This window comes from Mycobacterium tilburgii, from assembly GCF_902168065.1.
Taxonomy (GTDB): Bacteria; Actinomycetota; Actinomycetes; order Mycobacteriales; family Mycobacteriaceae; genus Mycobacterium; species Mycobacterium tilburgii.
This window is the reverse complement of sequence record NZ_LR655737.1, coordinates 1-20,679: the sequence shown is the minus strand read 5'-3', so window position 1 is coordinate 20,679 and position 20,679 is coordinate 1. Positions and strand designations below refer to the sequence as shown.

At 66.0% G+C, this 20,679-nt stretch carries 15 protein-coding genes, 1 tRNA gene and 8 pseudogenes; 9 read left to right on the top strand and 15 right to left on the bottom strand.

Annotation, left to right across the window (positions count from 1 at the left end; all coding sequences use genetic code 11):
• Window positions 1-229 precede the first annotated feature (229 nt).
• The 4 genes and pseudogenes from FQ389_RS15300 to FQ389_RS22785 all read left to right on the top strand — a co-directional run bounded on the left by FQ389_RS15300 (window position 230) and on the right by FQ389_RS22785 (window position 1,855).
• Window positions 230-670 (top strand): DUF402 domain-containing protein, encoded by a 441-nt coding sequence (locus tag FQ389_RS15300; protein WP_186296463.1) that lies wholly within the window; start codon window positions 230-232, stop codon window positions 668-670.
• A gap of 111 nt (window positions 671-781) precedes the next feature.
• Window positions 782-919 carry a hypothetical protein gene (locus tag FQ389_RS18255; protein WP_186296462.1) on the top strand — a complete coding sequence of 46 codons (138 nt, stop codon included), beginning with the start codon at window positions 782-784 and terminating at the stop codon, window positions 917-919.
• A complete protein-coding gene (locus FQ389_RS21700; protein WP_327021943.1) occupies window positions 889-999 on the top strand; it encodes a hypothetical protein in 111 nt (36 codons plus the stop codon). Before FQ389_RS18255 ends, FQ389_RS21700 begins: the two co-directional genes overlap by 31 nt.
• 68 nt (window positions 1,000-1,067) lie before the next feature.
• Window positions 1,068-1,855, top strand: a pseudogene (locus FQ389_RS22785) (DNA-formamidopyrimidine glycosylase family protein).
• An 8-nt stretch (window positions 1,856-1,863) separates the two neighbouring features.
• On the opposite strand, the gene coaE reads toward FQ389_RS22785, so the two are convergent.
• From coaE to polA, 3 genes are all read right to left on the bottom strand, one after another.
• Window positions 1,864-3,078: a dephospho-CoA kinase gene (gene coaE, locus FQ389_RS15285; RefSeq protein ID WP_144209158.1), complete on the bottom strand. Its 1,215-nt coding sequence runs from the start codon at window positions 3,076-3,078 to the stop codon at window positions 1,864-1,866.
• Between the two features lie 13 nt (window positions 3,079-3,091).
• Complete coding sequence (gene rpsA / locus FQ389_RS15280; protein ID WP_144209155.1) at window positions 3,092-4,537, bottom strand: 30S ribosomal protein S1; 1,446 nt, start codon at window positions 4,535-4,537, stop codon at window positions 3,092-3,094.
• Window positions 4,538-4,697: 160 nt separating this feature from the next.
• A complete protein-coding gene (gene polA / locus FQ389_RS15275) occupies window positions 4,698-7,439 on the bottom strand; it encodes a DNA polymerase I (protein ID WP_144209152.1) in 2,742 nt (913 codons plus the stop codon).
• A 118-nt stretch (window positions 7,440-7,557) separates the two neighbouring features.
• Between polA and FQ389_RS15270 the strand changes: the two are divergent.
• Window positions 7,558-7,983, top strand: a pseudogene (locus FQ389_RS15270) (Zn-ribbon domain-containing OB-fold protein); the annotation flags it as partial.
• A pseudogene (locus tag FQ389_RS15265) lies at window positions 7,965-8,781 on the top strand (thiolase C-terminal domain-containing protein). The pseudogenes FQ389_RS15270 and FQ389_RS15265, both read left to right, overlap by 19 nt.
• Window positions 8,782-8,969: 188 nt before the next feature.
• Here the strand turns inward: FQ389_RS15265 and FQ389_RS15260 are convergent.
• Entirely contained in the window at window positions 8,970-9,596 is a 627-nt protein-coding gene (locus FQ389_RS15260; RefSeq protein ID WP_144209149.1) for an ANTAR domain-containing response regulator, read from the bottom strand.
• A 110-nt stretch (window positions 9,597-9,706) separates the two neighbouring features.
• On the opposite strand from FQ389_RS15260, the gene FQ389_RS15255 reads away from it, so the two are divergent.
• The 3 genes and pseudogenes from FQ389_RS15255 to FQ389_RS15245 all read left to right on the top strand — a co-directional run.
• Window positions 9,707-9,783: transfer RNA gene (locus FQ389_RS15255), tRNA-Leu, on the top strand.
• A gap of 693 nt (window positions 9,784-10,476) precedes the next feature.
• Window positions 10,477-10,668 (top strand): annotated as a pseudogene (locus FQ389_RS15250) (DUF308 domain-containing protein); the annotation flags it as partial.
• Between the two features lie 19 nt (window positions 10,669-10,687).
• Window positions 10,688-11,453 (top strand): annotated as a pseudogene (locus FQ389_RS15245) (cytochrome ubiquinol oxidase subunit I); the annotation flags it as partial.
• A 1-nt stretch (window position 11,454) separates the two neighbouring features.
• Here FQ389_RS15245 and FQ389_RS18250 read toward each other — a convergent pair.
• The 11 genes and pseudogenes from FQ389_RS18250 to FQ389_RS15195 all read right to left on the bottom strand — a co-directional run.
• Window positions 11,455-11,816, bottom strand: a pseudogene (locus FQ389_RS18250) (hypothetical protein); the annotation flags it as partial.
• Between the two features lie 147 nt (window positions 11,817-11,963).
• A pseudogene (locus FQ389_RS15240) lies at window positions 11,964-12,834 on the bottom strand (acyl-CoA thioesterase domain-containing protein).
• A 55-nt stretch (window positions 12,835-12,889) separates the two neighbouring features.
• Complete coding sequence (gene pyk, locus FQ389_RS15235) at window positions 12,890-14,308, bottom strand: pyruvate kinase (RefSeq protein ID WP_144209142.1); 1,419 nt, start codon at window positions 14,306-14,308, stop codon at window positions 12,890-12,892.
• Between the two features lie 95 nt (window positions 14,309-14,403).
• The gene (locus tag FQ389_RS15230) at window positions 14,404-14,844 is read right to left on the bottom strand and encodes a DUF2752 domain-containing protein (protein WP_144209140.1); all 441 of its coding nucleotides are present in this window, start codon (window positions 14,842-14,844) and stop codon (window positions 14,404-14,406) included.
• The gene (locus tag FQ389_RS15225; RefSeq protein WP_144209137.1) at window positions 14,834-15,205 is read right to left on the bottom strand and encodes a TM2 domain-containing protein; all 372 of its coding nucleotides are present in this window, start codon (window positions 15,203-15,205) and stop codon (window positions 14,834-14,836) included. The genes FQ389_RS15230 and FQ389_RS15225 overlap by 11 nt, the downstream gene beginning before the upstream one ends.
• A gap of 270 nt (window positions 15,206-15,475) precedes the next feature.
• Window positions 15,476-16,423 (bottom strand): annotated as a pseudogene (gene lgt / locus FQ389_RS15220) (prolipoprotein diacylglyceryl transferase); the annotation flags it as partial.
• Entirely contained in the window at window positions 16,420-17,226 is an 807-nt protein-coding gene (gene trpA, locus FQ389_RS15215) for a tryptophan synthase subunit alpha (RefSeq protein WP_144209131.1), read from the bottom strand. The pseudogene lgt and the gene trpA, both read right to left, overlap by 4 nt.
• Complete coding sequence (gene trpB / locus FQ389_RS15210) at window positions 17,223-18,497, bottom strand: tryptophan synthase subunit beta (protein WP_144209128.1); 1,275 nt, start codon at window positions 18,495-18,497, stop codon at window positions 17,223-17,225. The genes trpA and trpB overlap by 4 nt, the downstream gene beginning before the upstream one ends.
• 75 nt (window positions 18,498-18,572) lie before the next feature.
• A complete protein-coding gene (trpC, locus tag FQ389_RS15205) occupies window positions 18,573-19,391 on the bottom strand; it encodes an indole-3-glycerol phosphate synthase TrpC (protein WP_144209125.1) in 819 nt (272 codons plus the stop codon).
• Window positions 19,392-19,495: 104 nt separating this feature from the next.
• Window positions 19,496-20,170: a TIGR02234 family membrane protein gene (locus FQ389_RS15200; RefSeq protein WP_144209122.1), complete on the bottom strand. Its 675-nt coding sequence runs from the start codon at window positions 20,168-20,170 to the stop codon at window positions 19,496-19,498.
• The coding region (locus FQ389_RS15195; RefSeq protein WP_186296461.1) for a chorismate-binding protein at window positions 20,163-20,679 on the bottom strand (517 nt) is incomplete at its 5' end. The genes FQ389_RS15195 and FQ389_RS15200, both read right to left, overlap by 8 nt.

Below are 20,679 nucleotides of genomic sequence, written 5' to 3'. Positions count from 1 at the left end.
ACCGGGCCCGACCGACCCGAAGGACCAGCACTGGAATCACACCAAGAGTGCATGGCTGCTCGACATGGGAATGCTGGGAGTTCTGTGCGTAATCTATAGCGCGATCGTTTGGTGGAAGATCCGGCTGCGTCGCTGACCGCCGGTGTCCCGGTAAGGTGACGTCATCCATCCACCCAAGCGCGAGACGTTCGACCTGCTCTACCGCACCAACACCGACCCCAAGGGCATCGTGCGGGCGGTCGACGAGTACGTTGTGCGTCCGTGGGGGCTCTACGTCGCCCGTCCCACGCCCGGACGAGCCCAGTTCCACTACCTCGAATCGTGGCTGTTGCCGTCTTTGGGCTTGCGCGCCACGGTGTTCCATTTCAACCCCGGTGCCGAGCGCGACCACGACTACTACCTCGATGTCGGTGAATATCGGCCCGGCCCGCGCACCTGGACGTCGGAGGACCACTACCTGGATATCGAGGTACGCACCGGCGCCGGCGCACACCTGGAAGACGTCGACGAGCTGCTGGCCGCGGTGCGGCTCGGCCTGCTGACCCCCGAGGTGGCCGAGCAGGCGGTCCGGCGCGTCGTCCACGCGCTCGACGGGCTGGCCCGCACCGACTACGACCTGTGCCGCTGGTTGGCCGGCGAAGGCATCGAGCTCAGCTGGCGCGACCGGTGAGTGCAGGGCGGCGCAGGTTTCGCAAGCCGCGAGGCGGTAACTCTGCGCTATGCCCGTGAGCGAACACCGGCGCGAACCAGAACCCACCGAGGTGATACGGGAAACAACCTAATGGCACGCATCGAGGTCGAGGTCACCCGCCCGGTCCGGGTCCTGTTCCTGCAGGACGGCATCACCAAGCACATCTGGCCGACTACTACGGCGCCGTCGCCGACACCATGCTGCCGCATTTGCACGACCGCCCGCTGACCGTGCAGCGGTTCCCGGGGGCATCGGCGAAAAAGGGTTTGTGCAACAGGATTTCGCCGAGACACTGCCGGACTGGATGAGCGGGGTCGAGGTCGACAAGGAGGGCGGCAACTCGCTGACCGGTCCGATCGAATGGCTGGCGAAGCTCGTGCCTGAACTGCCCGACGTCGAAGGGTTTCGGAGCGAGTTGGCTAAAAACCCTGCCCCGCCGCAAGATCGTGCGCGTGGCGGGTCAACGAACCCGCAATTCTGCGCAACGCGTCCGCCACCGCGCTCGGGCGCCGCCTCGCCGGGCACCGCTTCAGGGCTCCACGCCGGCACGGCAAGTGGCTGATTTTGCCCACTGACGGCCCGACGTTGCTGATCCACAGCGGCATGACCGGACACCCTTGCTTCGCCGACGCCGGCGCCGACCCAGAAAAATATGAGCGGCTAGTTGTTGCTCGACAAGGGTGAACTGAGCTACGCCGATCTGCGCAAGCTGCGCGGGGTGTGGCTGTCCGACGGCGAGGACGAGATCGCGGGCGTGCTGGGGCCACAGGGGTCGGATGCGTTGGGCATGAACCTGGCGGCGTTTCGCGACGCCTTCGCGGGGCGGCAGCGCCGGGGCGCCCGGTTGAAGCCTACGCTGATGGACCAATCGGTGATCGCGGGTCTGGGTAATCTGCTCACCGACGAAATATGCTGGCGGGCCAGGCTTCAGCCCACCCGCCCGGTCGCCGACCTGGATGCCACGACATCAAGCAGCTGCACCACACCGCGATGACTCATGTGCTGCACACCTCGGTGCGGCATGGCCGGGTTCCCGGCCTGCCCCGCTGGCTGACCCGAGTGCGTGACGAGCCCGACCCCAGTTACCCACGCTGAGGAACACAGCTGCGCCGCGACCGAGTGGGCGCCCGGACGTCGGTGTGGTGCCCACACTGCCAGCACTGAGGTGTCGGTCAGGGCCGCCAGCCGGTGAAGTCCGCCCACTCCCATGCGCGGCGGTAGGCCCCGGCCAGCCACGGCTCCTTGGCCTCGACGTAGGCCGCCATGTCGCCGTTGGCTTGCTGCTGCGCCGACTTCTTCGCGGCCAGGTAGTCCGCCCGTTCCTGCGGGTTGGCCGCCAGCCAGTCCACGAACAGCAACCCGAACTGCTGGTTGGGCCAGCCGCCCACCCGGATATGCACGTTCGTCGGACGTCCGGGGTCGGCGGAGCCATGGATTCGCTTGCGCCACAAGGCGGGATCGTCGTTGTGGTCGTACTCGTCGACGGTGCTGCGGGCCTTGGCCTGAACCTCGTCGCGCTCGATGTGCGCGATGCGCGGGTAGCCGGCGGACAGCAACGCATCACCGAGTTCGTCGGCGACCACGAGTGATTCGACGGTGATCTGGACGTCGATGACATCCTTGGCGTCGAATTCGGGCACCGCGGTCGACCCGATGTGATCGACCTGCACCGCATTGTGCCCGCACACCGTGGACAGCCGGGCAACGATGCGCCGCGCCTGGTCCGGCCACGTCGGATCGGCCGCCACCACCCGCACCGGCGCCTGGACGGTCCGGCGTTCGGACAGGTTGCGCGCGAACGGCACGATCCGGTCGTTCCACACCGCACGGGCGCGGTCGACCAGCTCCTCCTGGCTGCCCGAGTTGTCCATCCAGATGTCGGCGACGGCACGGCGCTGATCGTCGTCGGCCTGGGCGGCGATCCTGGCGCGGGCGTCTTCCTCCGGCATACCACGCAGTTCGACGAGCCGGCGCACCCGCACTTCGACGTCGGCGTACACGATGATCACGAGTGGAAACAGCGGCGCCATACCAGATTCCACCAACAGCGGAATGTCCTCGACAACTACCGCGTCCCCAGGCACCGACGCGATGATCTCCGCACGCCGCCGGGCCACCAGCGGATGGATGATCCCGTTCAGCTTCTGGCGTGCTTCGTCATCGGGAAAAGCCCTGGCGGCCAGGGCAGGACGATCCAGCGACCCGTCGGACAGCAAGATGTCCGCACCGAACGCCTCGACCAGCGACGCCAACCCCTCGGTGCCCGGCTGGACGACCTCGCGGGCAATGACGTCGCCGTCGACGATGACCCCGCCGCATTCCGCGAACATGGCCGACAGCGCTGATTTGCCGGCGCCCATGCCGCCGGTCAACCCGATGCGCAGCATCCCTGACCGAGATTTAAGCGTTGCCGGCGAGCTTTTCCCGCAGCGCGGCCAGCTGTGCGTCGCTGGCCAGCGAACCGCCCGCCGCCTTCTCCGCGGGCGCGCCGTTGCCCGGCGCGTGGTCGCTGTCGCTGTGCCCGGCCGCTTTGGCAGCGGTGAACTTCTCCATCTGCGCGGTGTGCATCTTGTGCCGGCGCTCGGCCTCGGCGTACCGGGCCTCCCACTCCTGGCGCTGGGCGTCGAAACCTTCCATCCATTCGTTGGTTTCGGCGTCGAAGCCCTCGGGGAAGATGTAGTTGCCCTGCTCGTCGTAGCTGTCGGCCATGCCGTACTTCGCCGGGTCGAACTCTTCGGTGTAGTCCTCGTTGGCCTGCTTGAGTGACAACGAGATCCGGCGGCGCTCCAGGTCGATGTCGATGACCTTGACCATCGCGTCGTCACCGACGGCGACCACCTGGTCCGGCACCTCGACGTGGCGCTCGGCCAGCTCGGAGATGTGCACCAGGCCCTCGATGCCCTCCTCGACGCGGACGAACGCACCGAACGGAACCAGCTTGGTGACCTTGCCCGGCACGATCTGACCGATCGCGTGGGTGCGGGCGAAGTGGCGCCACGGGTCTTCCTGAGTCGCCTTGAGCGACAACGAAACCCGCTCGCGGTCCATGTCCACGTCGAGCACCTCGACGGTGACCTCGTCGCCCACCTGGACCACCTCGGACGGGTGGTCGATGTGCTTCCAGGACAGCTCGGAAACGTGCACCAGACCGTCCACCCCGCCCAGGTCGACGAACGCGCCGAAGTTGACAATGGAGGACACCACACCCTTGCGGATGGTGCCCTTCTGCAGCTGGTTGAGGAACTCGCTGCGCACCTCGGACTGCGTCTGTTCCAGCCAGGCGCGGCGGCTCAGCACCACGTTGTTGCGGTTCTTGTCCAGCTCGATGATCTTGGCCTCGATTTCCTTGCCGATATACGGCTGCAGATCGCGGACCCGGCGCATCTCCACCAGCGACGCGGGCAGGAAGCCGCGCAGCCCGATGTCGAGGATCAGGCCGCCCTTGACGACCTCGATGACGGTGCCCTTGACGGCCTCGTCCTTCTCCTTGAGCGCCTCGATGGTGCCCCAGGCGCGCTCGTACTGGGCGCGCTTCTTGGACAGGATCAGGCGGCCTTCTTTGTCCTCTTTGGTGAGCACCAGGGCCTCGACCTCATCACCCACGGAAACGACCTCGTTGGGCTCAACATCGTGCTTGATGGAGAGTTCGCGGGCGGGGATGACCCCTTCGGTCTTGTAGCCGATATCGAGGAGCACCTCGTCCCGGTCCACTTTGACGATCGTGCCCTCGACGATGTCGCCATCGTTGAAGTATTTGATCGTTTTATCGATTGCGGCGAGAAAGTCCTCGCTGGAGCCAATGTCGTTGACGGCTACTTGGGGCGAGGTAACGGTGGGACTCGGCATATTGTTGGGGTGCTCCGGACAGGTTTGGTCGTAGGGATAAATCAGGGATTTACATGTTGAGGCTACTCGACATGGCACACGCTGGCCAAACCCGGCCTCTTATACGCCTGCATAGCTGACGCGGAAATTAAGTCTGGGCTAATTGCGCGGGGTTGTCGCCTCAGTGCGCGGCGGCATCCCAGGAACGCCCGTAGCCCACGGACACCTCGAGCGGGACGTCCAGGGGGTAAGCGCCGCCCATCTTCTCGCGGGCCAGCGCTTCGACCTGCTCGCGCTCCCCAGGGGCGATCTCGAACAGCAATTCGTCGTGGACCTGCAATAACATCCGCGATTTGAGCCCGGCCTCCTTGATCGCCTTGTCCATCTCGATCATCGCCACCTTGATGATGTCGGCGGCGCTGCCCTGGATGGGGGCGTTGAGCGCGGCGCGTTCGGCCGCCTCGCGGACGCTGCGGTTGCTGCTGTCCAGCTCGGGCAGGTAGCGCCGGCGACCGAACACCGTGGAGGTGTAGCCGTCCTTGCGGGCCTGCTCGACGACGTCGTGCAGATAGTCGCGGATACCGCCGAACCGGGCGAAGTACTGGTCCATCTGCGCCTTGGCTTCCTCGGTGGAGATCTTGAGCTGGGCCGACAATCCGTAAGCGCTCAAGCCGTAGGCCAGGCCGTAAGACATCGCCTTGACCCGGCGCCGCAGCTCGGGGGTCACCTCTTCGATCGGCACACCGAACGCGCGGGAGGCGACGAACGAGTGCAAGTCTTCGCCGGTGTTGAAGGCCTCGATCAGCCCTTCGTCCTTGGACAGGTGCGCCATGATCCGCATCTCGATCTGGCTGTAGTCGGCGGTCATCAGCTCGGCCATGGGTCCATCGGGCCCGTCGCCGACCACGAACGCGTCGCGGATGCGCCGGCCGGCCTCGGTGCGGATCGGGATGTTCTGCAGGTTCGGCTCGGTCGACGACAACCGGCCCGTCGACGCGATGGTCTGGTTGAACGTGGTGTGGATGCGCCCGTCGGAGGCCGTCGCGTACAGCAATCCGTCGACGGTGACCTTGAGCCGGGTGGCGTCGCGATGCGCGAGCAGGTGCTGCAGGAACGGATGACCGGTCTTATCGAACAGCGACTGCAACGCGTCCGCGTCGGTGGTGTAGCCAGTCTTGGTACGCTTGGTTTTCGGCATGCCCAGCTCGTCGAAGAGCACCGTCTGCAACTGTTTCGGCGAGCCGAGGTTGATCTGCTTGCCGATCACCTCGTAGGCCGCCTCGGCCGCGTTGCGGATCTGGCGGGCGAAGTCGCTCTGCAGCTCGCTGAGCCGCTCCGGGTCCACCGCGATGCCGGTGTGCTCCATCCCGGCCAGCACCCGCTGCACCGGCAACTCCAGGTTGGCCAACAGCGAGGTGGAGTTGATCCGCGCCAGTTCCTCGTCGAGAGCATCGGCGAGATCCAGCACCGCCACCGCCCGCAGGATCAGCGTCTGCACCGCCTGGTCGTCGACGCCTTCCGAATCGTCGAGCAGCGAAAGCTGTTGTTGCTCGGCCGTTTCGGCGCACAATTCGCGCCGCAGGTAGCACAACGACAGATCGTCGAGGGCGAAGCTGCGCTGCCCGGGCCGCACCAGGTAGGCGGCCAGCGCGGTGTCGGAGGTGACGCCGTTCAGCGTCCAGCCCCGTCCGGCCAAATCGTGCATCGCCAGCTTGGCTTCGTGCAGCGCCTTGGGCGGGCCGGGGTCGGCCAGCCAGGACGCCAGCACCGCCTCGTCGTCGGGATCCAGCGTGGCGGTGTCGATGTAGAGGCCGTCGCCGTCGGCGGAGACGATGGCCAGCGCGGTGGCGTCGGCGTCGTAGGCCAGGTGGGTGCCGACGACGGCCAGGCCGAACCGCTTGCCCGGGCTATGTTCGGCCAGCCACACCGCCAGCTCGCCGGGTTCCAGCGCGCCGCCCCGCACGTCAGATCCCTCGTCGACCTCGGGCTCGACCGCCACCAGCGTCTCGAACAGCCGGTCGCGCAGCACCCGGAACTCCAGGTAGTCGAACAGGCGGTGAATCTGGTCGCGGTCCCACGGCAGCAATCGCAGCGTGTCCGGCGTCTGCGCCAGCGGTACGTCCTTGGCCAGTTCGGTGAGCTCCCGGTTGCGGATCACGTTGGCCAGGTGGGCCCGCAGCGCGTCGCCCACCTTGCCGCACACCGAATCGGCGTTGTCGACCAGCCCCTGCAGCGATCCGTATTCGACGATCCACTTCGACGCGGTCTTCTCCCCCACGCCGGGGATGCCGGGCAGGTTGTCGCTGGGATCGCCGCGCAGCGCGGCGAAGTCCGGGTACTGCGTGGGGGTCAGGCCGTACTTCTCGACGACCGCCTCCGGGGTGAAGCGGGTGAGCTCGCTGACACCCTTGCGCGGGTACAGCACCGTGACGTCGTCGCTGACCAGTTGCAGCGAGTCGCGGTCGCCGGTGACCACCAGCACCCGGTAGCCTTCGTGTTCGGCCTGGGTCGCCAGCGTCGCGATCAGATCGTCGGCTTCGAAGCCGGGCTCGGCGAGCACCGTGATACCAAGTGCAGCAAGCACTTCCTTGGTGATGTCGATCTGGCCGCGGAACTCGTCGGGAGTTTGCGACCGGCCGGCCTTGTACTCCGGATAGCGCTCGAGCCGGAACGTCTGGCGGGACACGTCGAACGCCGCCGCGACGTGCGTCGGTGACTCGTCGCGCAGCAGGTTGATCAGCATGGCGGTGAAGCCGTAGACGGCGTTGGTGGTCAGGCCGCTGCGGGTTTTGAAGTTCTCCGCGGGCAAGGCGTAGAACGCGCGGAACGCCAGCGAATTGCCGTCCAGCAACATCAGCGTCGGCTTGGTCTGTTCCTCGCCGGGAATCACGGTGGCGGCAGGCACGGCTCTCACTCTAGGCATCGGGTGTGACGGCCACGCGGCCCCGACCGGCGTCGAGCCAGAACTACAACACGTTTCAGTTTTGTGTCCGAGCTAGGTAGTCTGGCCGGGTGGCAGAGGTCACCAGTACACAACCCGCGTCGACGGCTGGTTCGCCGCCGATGACGCCGGACATTCGCATCTGATCGGCAGTAAGTGCCCACAGTGCAGCACCTACGTCTCCCGCCGCGCGAGAACAACTGCCCCAATCCAGCCTGCGCCAGCGACTCGCTAGAGGCCGTGCGTTGTCGACCCGCGGAAAGCTGTGGAGCTACACCGAAAACCAGCATCCGCCCGCCCGCGCCGTATCCGGCGGCGGACCCGTTCGAGCCGTTCGCGATCGCCACGGTGGAGCTGGCCGAGGAGAGAATCATCGTGTTGGGCAAGGTGGTCGGAGGGGACGCTGGCGGCGGATCTCAAGGTCGGCATGGAGATGGAGCTGACCACGATGCCGCTGTTCACCGACGACGGAGTCGAGCGCATCGGAGTCGAGCGCATCGTGCACGCATGGAAGGTCGTCAGATGAGTCCTGAACCTTTGTACATCCTCGGCGCCGGCATGCACCCGTGGGGCAAATGGGGCCGGGGATTTCACCGAATACGGCGTGGTGGCTGCCCGGGCGGCGTTGGCCGAGGCGGGGCTGGACTGGCGCCAGATCCAACCAGTCACCGGAGCGGACACCATCCGCAACGCGGCTACCCCGGTTTCATCGCCGGGTCGACGTTCGCGCAGAAGCTGGGCTGGAATGGCGTGCCGGTCAGCTCCAGCTACGCCGCGTGTGCCAGCGGTTCGCAGGCGCTGCAGAGCGCTCGCGCCCACATCCTGGCCGGCTTCTACGACGTCGCTTTGGTGATCGGCGCCGACACCACGCCCAAGGGTGCGTTCGCCCCGGTTGGCGAGGCCGCAAGAACGACCCCGACTGGCAGCGCTTCCACCTGATCGGTGCGATGAACCCGGTGTACTTCGCGCTGCTCGCGCGGCGCCGGATGGACCTCTACGGCGCCCACGTCGGGGAACTTCGCCGCGGTGAAGATCAAGAACTCTCGACTGGTACGAGCACCTGGGGCTGTGCCCGAGGGACGAGGCCGAGCAGCTGCTGCGCCGCGGCGCCACCACGATCGGCGGCAAGGCCCCGGTCAACCCGTCCGGCGGGCTGGCCTGCTTCGACGAAGCCATTCCCGCCCAGACGATCGCACAGGTCTGCGAGCTGGCCTGGCAGCTGCGCAGCCAGGCCACAGGCCGGTAGGTGGACAACGCGAAGGTCGACGTCACCGCGAACCAGGGGTTGTTCGGGCACGGCTCGTCGGTCATCGTGGCCCGCTAGCGGCCTCTAACGGCGCCGACTGCCGGGCCTGCTAGCCGGCCGCGCCCAGTGGTGCCGCTGCGGCGTTTAGTGTGCCGCTGCGGCGGGCCGTCGCGGCGCGTCGGCACCGTGAACGCACACTCAACGCCACCGGGTCGCGCTCAACGCCATCAGCGCACACGCCACGCCGTGAGCTCCCTCGCGTCGGGCTAGCCCGACGCCTCGTCGGCGGAATCGCTCAGAGTCTCCAGCACCACTTCGGCTACGCATTTCATCGTGGTTCGCCGGTCCATGGCCGCGCGCTGGATCCACTTGAACGCCTCGGGCTCGGTCATGCCCTGCTTGGCCTGCAGCAGCCCCTTGGCACGTTCAACGACCTTGCGGGTCTCCAGCCGGTCGCCCAGCGTCGCGACTTCGCGTTCGAGTGCACGGATCTCGCCGAACCGGCTGACGGCCAGCTCGATGGCCGGAATAAGGTCACTGGTCGTGAAGGGTTTCACCAGGTACGCCATCGCCCCGGCATCGCGAGCGCGTTCGACGAGGTCGCGCTGGCTGAACGCGGTCAGCACCACAGTCGGCGCGATGCGCTTGCTGGCGATTTCCGACGCCGCGTCGATGCCATCGCGGCGGGGCATCTTGACGTCCATGATCACCAGATCGGGCTTGTGCTTCTCAGCCAGCTCTACGGCTTCTTGCCCGTCGCCGGCCTCGCCGACGATGTCGTACCCCTCCTCTCGGAGCATCTCGGCCAGGTCGAGTCGGATGAGCGCTTCGTCTTCCGCGATCAGGACCCGGCGCGGCACATCGACGTTGGTGTCGGTCGTGAAGCCTGTCATGACCAATATTGTGTCGTGGATCGTCGCAACCAGCCACGTCGGGGCCTACGAGGACCATCCACACACCAAATCCTCTATGGTGGGAGGCTCGTTTGTAGTAGGCCGGACACGCCCTCGTATCCCAACTGGCAGAGGAAACGGATTCAAAACCCGTCCAGTGTGAGTTCGAATCTCACCGAGGGCACCACAAATCACTAGCTCGCCGCGCATCCCGCCCGGTACTTCGAGCGGTCGCATTTTGACAACGGCGGTATCCCGAACCAGACACGGTTGCGTTCAGCCGACCCTGAGGCTTGTTAGACAGACGCACAGTAAGCACGCTTTGCCCCATTGCCAGAAATGGAGTTTGTCGTGTCGCGTTGTAGCCGAATATTCATTGCCCTGGTTATCGTGCTCAGCCTCTCGCCACTTCCGGATGCGGCAATTTCTGCTTCCCCGGCGGCTCCTGCATAGCCATCTAGGCGGTTCCGCTAACGGAATCATTTGTAGGACAACATATTCGGCGTATTCTCCGGCCCTGTTTGCAGGAGCGTCAATAAAGGGGGAACCTGCGGCCAGATCCGCGATAAGCGTTGGCGGACAATGTAATTAATGTGCGAGTGGCCGGGAAGCTTCGCCGGCCGGGAGCTACGGAATTAGCCGGCCCACTGCCACGCTGAGTAAATTCCGATTTTGTGGTTACCCTTTCATTGTGGTGGCTAAGAAATGCGGTGCCCAACCGAGTCGGCCGGACGAGTCGACACGCCCGGACTGTAAAGCGGCGGTGCGGGCCGAGACTGCGCGCCCGCAGCGATCACTACGTCAACAGCAACGCTCCGACGGGTGCGGGTGCTCAACATCAACGCCTTGATGAGCGTACTGGTGTGTCTGACCTTCGCCGTTGCTCACGCTGCTCGCGGGCATCGTGGTGTTGGCTGCACCGTTCGCGTCGATCATCACGCTGGCGCTCGTGGTCGGTGTGTGGCTGGTCATCATCGGAGTCGTCGAAGTCGTCACCGCCTTCGGAATCCGAGAAGCCTCCAAGGAACTCGAACATAGCGCGATCCCACCCAGCTACTACACTCTGTCGTAGACCCTGCAGGAGATGACCGATGAATGTCGTCGACATTTCGCTGTGGCAGTTCGGTATCACTACCGTCTATCACTTCATCTTTGTGCCGCTGACGATCGGCCTGGCTCCCCTGGTCGCCATCATGCAGACCCTCTGGGTCAAGACCGGAAACGAGGCCTGGTACCGGCTGACCAAGTTCTTCGGCAAGCCGTTCCTGAGCAACTTCGCGATCGGGGTGGCGACGGGGATCGTGCAGGAATTCCAGTTCGGCATGAACTGGTCCCAATACTCGAAGTCGTCGGTAACATCTTCGGCGCGCCGCTCGCGATGGAAGGCCTGGCGGCGTTCTTCTTCGAATCCACCTCCCCCGGTCTGTGGATCTTCGGCTGGAGCCGGCTGCCGCGGCTGGTGCACCTGGCCTGCATATGGATCGTCGCGATCGCGGTCAACCTGTCCGCGTTCTTCATCATTGCCGCGAATTCGTTCATGCAGCATCCGGTGGGGCGTACTACAACACGTCGACCCGGCGCGCTGAGCTGGACGGCATAGGCGTGCAGCTCAGCAATAACGTTGCGCGAGCGGCGTTTTTGCACGCCGTGACCGGATCACTGTTGACCGCGGGGACCTTCGTCGCCGCGGTCAACGCCTGGTGGGTGGTTCGTGCCCACCGCAACGGCGACGTCGACCTCGGCCGCGTGTTTCGCCCGGCGGCCATCCTGGGTTGTTGGGTGGCGCTGTTGGCCACCGTCGGGCTGTTCTTCACCGGCGATCAGCAGGACAAGCTGATGTTCCAGCAACAGCCGATGCCAACACCATACCCGACCCCGCGATCAGGAAATTGCCGACCAGTCCGAAGCCCAGCACATGTGAGCCGATCCCGCCGACCACGCACAGCGCGGCCAGCGCGGCGTGCATGCTCGTCACCGGGCGTCCCAGGAAGATCCCCCGTGCGATCAAGGCGACCGCGGCGAGCACCGTTAGCAACCAGTCCAGCCGGTCGGCGTAGTGCCACTGCGGCTGGTCGCGGTGACGAGCGAGGATCGCGACCAGCCAGCACGCCGCGCTCAGCAGGGCGAAGGCGCCCAAAAACGGGCGGCGAGCGAATCGACGTGCACCACAACACGTTCGCGCGCGAAGCTTCGGGAGGAGTCGACTGACGGGATCTTCATGCTTCACCTCCCGATGGGCTTACAATCAACGGCGCTGTATACGCACCGTTCTCCCACCGAATACCCGGCCGATCCGAATTTACCCTCGATTACGAGTCAGCAGAAACGAAATCGGACGCGCGCCAAGTAACTTTTCGATAACCGTTTTCACTTGGAACGCGGAAAGTATTTGAGCACACCCTCCTGGACGACGGTCGCGACGAGTTGCCCAGCGCCGTCGAAGAAGTCGCCGGCGCCCAAGCCGCGCGAATTCGCGGCCACCGGAGACGATGTCGAATACAACACCCAATCGTTGAAATTGACCGGCCGGTGAAACCACACCGAATGATTGGCTGAGGCCGCGAAGATGCGGTCGAACCCCCACGACAGGCCGTGAGTGGTGACCACCGAGTCCAGCACGGTGGTGTCCGAGGAATACACCATCATCGCGGTGTGTAGCACCGGGTCGTCGGGCACCACGCCCAGCGCCTTGAGCCAAACCCAGTTGTGCGGCAGCCGCTCGCCCTTGTCGCGCATCACCCACGCGAGGTCGTTGGTGTAAGCACCATTCGATCGGTTGCAGCGCGTTGACGAAGTGCGGGACGGTTTCCTCGTAGCCGCGCAACAGCTCGCCGATCGGCGGCTGGGTGTGCGGCGAAGCGGCACGTCCGGCGGGTCGACGGCGTGCTCGAGGCCCGCGCCCGCCTGCCATGCAGGAGATCATCGCCGTGGACAACAGCACGCCGTTCTGCACAGCGTCGACGCGGCGGTTGGCAAAACGTCGTTCGTCGCGCAGCCGCACCACGTGATATTCGATGTCTTTGGCGATGTCCCCTCCGTTGATGAAGTGCACCGAAAGGGCGCTGGGCGGCAGATCGTCGCGGATCAGGCTGCGACTGCCCGCCACGAATGATTGGGCCATGAGCTGCCCGCCGAAGGTCCGTATTGGGTTCATCCTGGGATGGGACCCGACGAACAGGTCGTCGCCGAGGCGATTGAGATCCAGTACCGCGAGCAGCTTTGAAATCCGATGCGCCATCGGTAGTCGGCACTCCGTCGGACTCGAAGCTAGCCGGCACGGGCTCTCCTTCGCGCTAGAGGTCGTCCTCCCCGATTCGGTGGACGTGGATCAAATTGGTTGACCCTACTGTGCCAGGTGGCGCACCGGCGACGATCACCACCAGGTCACCGCGCTTGTAACGGCCCAGTTCCAGCAGCGATTTGTCGGCCTGGCGGATCATCTCGTCGGTGGAGTCCATGATCGGTACGATGAAGGTCTCGGTGCCCCAGGTCATCGCGAGCTGGCTGCGCACCTCGGGCCAGGCGGTGAACGCCAGCAGCGGCAGCGGAGTGTGCAGCCGGGCCAGGCGGCGGACGGTGTCGCCGGACTGGGTGAAGGCGACCAGGGCCTTGGCGTCCAGCCGCTCGCCGATGTCACGGGCGGCGTAGGAGATCACCCCGCGCTTGGTGCGCGGCACGTGGGTTAGCGGCGGGGCGGCCGTGGAGTTCTCCTCGACCGCGGTCACGATGCGGGCCATGGTGCGGACCGCGGCCAGCGGGTATTTCCCGACGGAGGTCTCACCGGACAACATCACTGCGTCGGCCCCGTCGAGGACGGCGTTGGCGACGTCGGAAGCCTCGGCGCGGGTGGGCCGGGAACTCTCGATCATCGACTCGAGCATCTGGGTGGCCACGATGACGGGTTTGGCGTTCTCGCGCGCCACCTGGATGGCCCGCTTCTGCACCAGCGGAACCTCTTCCAGCGGCAGCTCGACGCCCAGGTCACCGCGCGCCACCATGATGCCGTCGAACGCCAGCACGATCGCTTCGAGATTATCGATGGATTCCGGCTTTTCCAGCTTGGCGATCACCGGCACCCGCCGCCCGACCCGGTCCATCACCTCGTGCGCCAGCTCGACCTCCGAGGGCGAGCGCACGAAGGACATCGCGACCAGGTCGACGCCCAGGTCCAACGCGAAGGTGAGATCGTCAATGTCCTTGTCCGACAAGGCCGGTGCTGACACATTCATGCCGAGCAACGAAATGCCCTTGTTGTTGCTGACCGGGCCGCCCTCGACGACCCGGCAGACCACGTCGCCGCCCTCGATGGCGTCGACCACCAGTCCCACCTTGCCGTCGTCGACCAGGAGCCGATCACCCACCGCGGTGTCGGCGACCAACCCCTTGTAGGTGGTCGACACCCGGTCGTGGGTGCCCTCGCAGTCCTCAATGGTGATCCGGACCGTTTCGCGGTCGGCCCAATAGGTGGACCCAGTGGTGAAGCGGCCGAGCCTGATCTTGGGGCCCTGCAGGTCCGCCATCACGCCGACGGCGCGCCCGGTGGCATCGGAGGCGGCACGTACCCGCTCGTACGCCGCCTTGTGATCCGAATAATCACCGTGGCTAAAGTTCATTCGGGCAACGTCCATCCCTGCCTCCACCAACGCCAACGTCAACTCATCCGTTTGGGTTGCGGGGCCGAGGGTGCAGACGATCTTTCCGCGTCTACTCACGCCGATCAGCTTAGTCATGCCGCGGGTGGCCGGGGTGCCACTCAGTTGACCACAGGTAACGCCACGGGGAAATCATCGCGCGAGTTGGCGCACAATCACCCGCTGAGCATCGCCGGAACCAGCGGAAACCAAGCCAGGTTGCGCAGCACTGTCCATCCGATCGTGGCGACGCCGATCGCGATCGTGGCCGGTATCGGTACCGAGCGCCGGCCCCGCTGCCGTCGGATGAGCAACCATCCGGCCAGCAGCGGCAGACCGATCAGCAGGAAAACGTTGTCGTTGAGGCTCGCGGCCAGATCGCCGTGCAGCAGGTCATGGGTCATCCGCAGCCCGCCGCAGAAGGGACAGTCCCAGCCGGTGAGCACCTTGAACGGGCAGTGCGGGTACACCGAACCGGCATCGTGCGGGTCGACGAGGGCGATGTAGCCCAAGGCCCCGCCCAACAGCAGGCCGGTCCCGGCCGCCAGATAGCTGCGGTGCTGGTGTGCGCGCCGAGCCGGTTGTCCGGGCGTGCGCGACGCGTACTCAGATGCCATCGCGCAGCGGTTGGCCCTGCGGATCGTTGACCTTGTCGGTGAGCATCAGCACCGCGTCGACGATGCTCCAGATCAGTCCGACGCCACAGGTCAACAAACCCACGAGAAGTTGCGCGACACCCATCCCGATGTCGCCGATGTAGCACCGGCCGATGCCACCGATTCCGACCATGCTGAGCATCTGCAACAGGCCGGCGATGGTCTTCGATTTGTCCGAATACGGCAGCCCTGTCAGCGGGTGACGGCCGTAGAGTGCCCATGGATCGTCCCGGGGTGCGGCCGCCGAATACGGCGGAGATCCCGGTGGTTGTTGCGGTTGTGTACCTGAGTCTGGGGCGTCGCTCCAGGACGGATCGGTCACCGTCTCAGCATGCCAGATCCGCTGGTGATAACCCAGCCTCACGAATCGAGGCGTGTTCGCTGGCGCGGCCCTAACGTCGACTTCTGGGCCACAGCGGCCAGCGTCGACGCGTCTCCGGGACGTCGATGCCAAGTTCCGAGGCTTGCGCTGCGGGTTCAATGGTTTGGGTTCCGCGGCCTCTTCGGCTTCCGCCTCCGGCTCGGCCGCCTCGGACGACCCCGGCGAATCCTCCGCTTCCGCCTAATCCTCAGCCGATCCGGCGCTCGCGGCCGGCCCGTCCGACGAGGCCGCGGTGACGCTTGCGAGTTCGTCGGCTGGCTTGGCCGCTGGTTCGGATTCGTCGTCGACGTAATCCTTGCTCCGCAAACTCTCCGGATCCTCGCGCCCCTTCGGCGCCAACATGATGTACACCACCGCGCCGATGAACACGAACGTGGACGTGAACGTGTTGATTCGGATACCGGCGATATGCGTGGCGGTGTCGTCACGCAACAGCTCGACCCAGAACCGTCCGACGCAGTAGAGGGCAACGTACGCCGCGAAAAGCCGACCGTGACCCAGCAGGTAACGTCGGTCAATGTAGATTAGGATTGCGAAAACGATGACGTTCCAAATCAATTCGTAGAGGAAAGTCGGTTGCACGACGACGGCCAGCTGACCCGTCGAAACGCCGTCGAGGGAGTGCGGGTCGATGTATCCGGACGGGTCGCGCCGATAGAAGATCTCCAGCCCCCATGGCAACGTGGTCTCGTGGCCGTAGAGCTCCTGATTGAAATAGTTGCCCAGCCGGCCGATGGCCTGCGCCAGGATGATGCCCGGGGCGACCGCGTCGACGAACACCGGCAACGGAATGCCACGGCGCCGGCAACCGATCCAGGCCCCCAGCACACCCAGGGCCACCGCGCCCCAGATGCCCAATCCTCCGTCCCAGATCCGGACCGCCGCACTCAACCCGGCGCCATCGGGACCCCAGTACGTCCGCCAATCCGTGGCCAGGTGGTAGAGCCGGCCGCCGATCAGACCGAACGGCACCACCCACAGCGCGATGTCGTAGATAACTCCGCGCTGCCCGCCGCGCGCGGCCCAACGCCGGTCACCGATGATCAGCGCGACCACGGTCCCGGCGATGATGAACAGGGCATACGCTCGAATCGGCAACGGCCCAAGATGCCAGACACCTTGCGGCGGGCTCGGGAAATATTTGGGCAACATCCTCATGATGTCGACACTCGCACACCTTCGGCCAATTCCTGGCACAAGGCACGCAAGCGTGGGAGACCATCGCCGAGCGCCGACACCAAGGCGGAACCCGTGATGACCCCGTCGGCATAGCTACCGATCTCGGCGGCCTGCTCGCGCGATCGCACGCCAAGACCCACCCCGACCAGGATGTCGGACACCGCCTTGACCCTGCTCACCAGTTCCGCCGCGGCGTTAGAGACCGCGTCGCGAGCACCGGTCACGCCCATGGTCGACGCGGCGTAGACGAATCCGCGGGACGCCTCGACCGTGGTGATCAGCCGCTCGGGCGTCGACGACGGCGCCACCAAGAAGATGCGATCCAGCCGATGCTCCTCGGATGCGGCGAACCACTCGTCGGCTTCGTCGACGATGAGATCCGGCGTGATCATCCCCTGTCCGCCCGCCGCTGCCAAGTCGCGTGCGAACGCGTCAATCCCATACCGCAGCACCGGGTTCCAATACGTCATGACCACCGCGCGGCCGCCGGCCGAACTGATCGCCTCGACCGCGGTCAGCGCGTCCCGGACGCGCACTCCCCCGCGCAACGCGGCCTCGGTGGCCCGGGCGATCGTCGGTCCGTCCATACCCGGATCGGAATACGGGATGCCGACTTCGATGAGGTCGCACCCCGATTCGACCAGCGCGACCATCGCGTCCACCGAGGTGCGCACGTCAGGATAGCCGGTGGGCAGATAGCCGATCAGCGCCGCCCGATTCTCCGACCGGCACGCCTCGAACAGCGGGCCGAGCCGGCTGGCCTGACCTTGCTCGACGGTCATGGTCTGGCCTGCTCGTCGAGGAGCCCGAACCATTTCGCGGCCGTCTCAACGTCCTTGTCGCCGCGACCCGAAAGGTTCACCACGATGATCGCGCCGCTGTCCAGCTCGTTGCCGAGTTTCACCGCGCCGGCCACCGCGTGCGCGGATTCGATGGCCGGGATAATGCCCTCGGTGCGACACAGCAGCCGGAAGGCGTCCATCGCTTCGGAATCGGTGATCGGCCGGTACTCGGCGCGCCCGGAATCGCGCAGCCACGCATGTTCTGGCCCCACGCCCGGGTAATCCAAACCCGCTGCGATGGAATGGGATTCGACCGTCTGTCCGTCTTCGTCCTGTAGCAGATAGGAGAACGATCCCTGGAAAGCGCCGGGCGAACCGCCGGTAAATGTGGAGGCATGCCTGCCGGTCTCGACACCGTCGCCGCCCGCCTCGTAGCCGATCAGCCGCACCGCGGGGTCGTCGATGAAGGCGTGGAAGATGCCGATGGCGTTGGATCCGCCACCGACGCAGGCCGTCACGGCGTCGGGTAGCCGGCCCGCCTTGGCCTGAATCTGCGCGCGTGCCTCGAGGCCGATGATGCGCTGGAAATCGCGCACCATCGTCGGGAAGGGATGCGGTCCCGCCGCGGTGCCGAAGCAGTAGTGGGTGCTGTAGGCGTTGGTGACCCAATCCCGCAACGCCTCGTTGATGGCGTCCTTGAGCGTCTGCGAACCTGCGTCCACCGAGACGACCTCGGCGCCCAGCAGCCGCATCCGGGCCACGTTGAGCGCCTGGCGGGCCGTGTCGACCGCGCCCATGTAGATCACGCACTCCAGCCCGAGCAGCGCGCAGGCGGTGGCCGTTGCCACGCCGTGCTGTCCGGCGCCGGTCTCGGCGATCACCCGGGTCTTGCCCATACGCTTGGCCAGCAGCGCCTGCCCCAGCACGTTGTTGATCTTGTGAGAACCGGTGTGGTTCAGGTCTTCTCGTTTGAGGAAGATCCGCGCGGACCCAGCGTGCGGGCTCAGCCGGGTGGCCTCGTAGAGCGGCGAGGGCCGGCCCGCGTAGTTGGCCTGCAAGCCGTCGAGTAGTTCCAGGAACTCCGGGTTGACGCGTTCCTTCTTGTAGGCGGCGGTGACTTCCTCGATCACCGCCATCAACGCCTCGGCGACATACCGGCCGCCATAGCTACGGGGCCCACCGAAATGACCGCGGGCGTCGGGATCGTGCCGGGTGGGTGTGGAAATGGCTTCGCTGGTGAGCGGCAGCGCGGGACGAGTGAGATCCACCATCACCAATGCTCGACGCGGGAGCTGCTCATGGAATTCAACATTTCACGACGGGGCTGCCAGCAACTCTGCGGAAGACTAGCGAGCCGGTTTCGGACAGGACGGGTGGGTGCCAGCGGTCACCAGATCGGCAACGGCCGCCCGCGGGTCGCCGCTTTTGACCAGGCCTTCACCGACAAGGACGGCGTCAGCACCGGCACCCGCGTACGCCAACAGGTCTCCGGTACCGAGCACCCCGGATTCCGCGATGCGAATTACGTTGCTGGGCAGCCCCGGGGCGATGCGCGCGAAGCAATCCCTATCCACGTCCAGGGTCGTCAGATCGCGGGCGTTGACCCCGATTACTTTGGCCCCGGCCTTCAGCGCCCGGTCGGCTTCTTGTTCGGTGTGAACCTCGACGAGCGCTGTCATCCCAAGCGATTCGGTGCGATCGAGCATCGCCGCCAACGCGGACTGCTCCAACGCGGCGACGATTAGCAGCAACATGTCCGCGCCGTGCGCACGTGCCTCGTGAATTTGGTAGGGCTGAACCACAAAGTCCTTGCGCAGAACCGGAATCGACACCGCGGCCCGCACGGCATCCAGGTCGTCGAGCGAGCCGTGGAAACGTCGCTCCTCGGTCAGCACGCTGATGATCCGCGCCCCGCCGTCTTCGTAGGCCCGTGCCAGCTTGGCCGGATCGGCAATGGGCGCCAACGAACCCGCCGACGGACTGGCCCGCTTGACCTCGGCGATGACACCGATTCCCGGCTCGCGCAGGGCGGCCATCACATCGAGTGGTGGCGGCGCCGCCGCGGCGGCAGCTTTGATCTCGGCTAGTGGGATACGCGCTTCGCGCGCGGCAACATCGGCCCGGACTCCCGCAAGGATGGAGTCGAGGACAGTCGCCGGACTCATAACCTGTCGTTTCCCTTCCAGCAGCCACACAGAGGTCACCTCACCGGTTCCGAGCCGATTTCGACGACGTCTCTGAAGAGTAGCGACCGTCGGCTTACGGCCCCTCACCGACCCTCGGTGTCCGGCCCGCGAAGCCGATCCGTCGGGTCGTGTCCCTCATCGAGTGCGTCCCAGATCATCCGCTCCGACATCCCCGCCGATCCCGGTTCTTCCAGCATCACCCCTGGGGCGCCGTCGCGTTTCACATTCGCGCGACGAGCGGCCGGCGCGGCGTATTTGTCGGTGCTCCGGCGCGCCGCCGCATCCGACGCCGACCGCATCAGCAGCACCGCAGCAACCAAGGTGCACACCGCGGCGGCCACCACGATACCCGCCCCCCAATACCGCCGCTCGCTGCCCACCGGCGTCGTCAGCGAAACATGGGCGAGCTCGGTTCCCCGTACCGCCACGTCGGGCAACACCCACAGCCCGACGCCCAGATAGCCGATCGCCAGGCTGGCTACGGCCAGCAGACCCGCCAGCATCCGCAGCGCCCAGCCGCGCACCGCGAGCGCCGCGATGGCGGTTGTCAGCAACAGCAGCGCCAACGGCAGCAACGCCGCCGACCATGTCCCGCCGGACAGGGTCACGTTTTTGGGCGGTCCCAGCCCGTCGAACGACCGGATGACGACCCAGGGCATCCGCGCGGAAGTCCACAGCGCGGCCGCGCCGACGACCAGCAGCAACTGGGCAATGCCGATTGTCAGCCGGGCCGATCGGCCTGGCCGGGCATCAGCCATTGCGGGGCGCGTCGGGGGCGGACAGCGTCTCGGCAGCCGCGATCGCATTCAGCACCGCGCGCGCCTTTTTGGACGCCTCGTTGTGCTCGTAGGGGCCGCTGGAGTCGGCCACCACCCCGCCGCCCGCCTGCCCGTAGGCGACTCCGTCGCGAATCAGCGCGGTGCGGATGGCGATCGCGAAGTCGGCGTTGCCGGCGAAGTCGAAATAGCCCAGGACGCCGCCGTACACACCGCGACGAGTCTTTTCCACCTCTTCGATCAGCTCCATCGCGCGTACCTTCGGCGCGCCCGAGAGCGTGCCGGCCGGGAAGCACGCGGTGACCGCGTCCAACGCGGTGCGACCCTCTCCGAGAACGCCGGTCACCGTGGACACCAGGTGCATGACGTGGCTGTAGCGCGCGATGTGGCTGTAATCCTCAACGCGGACGGTGCCCGGCGAGCAGACCCGGCCGAGGTCGTTGCGGCCGAGATCGACCAGCATCAGATGCTCGGCCTGTTCCTTGTCGTCG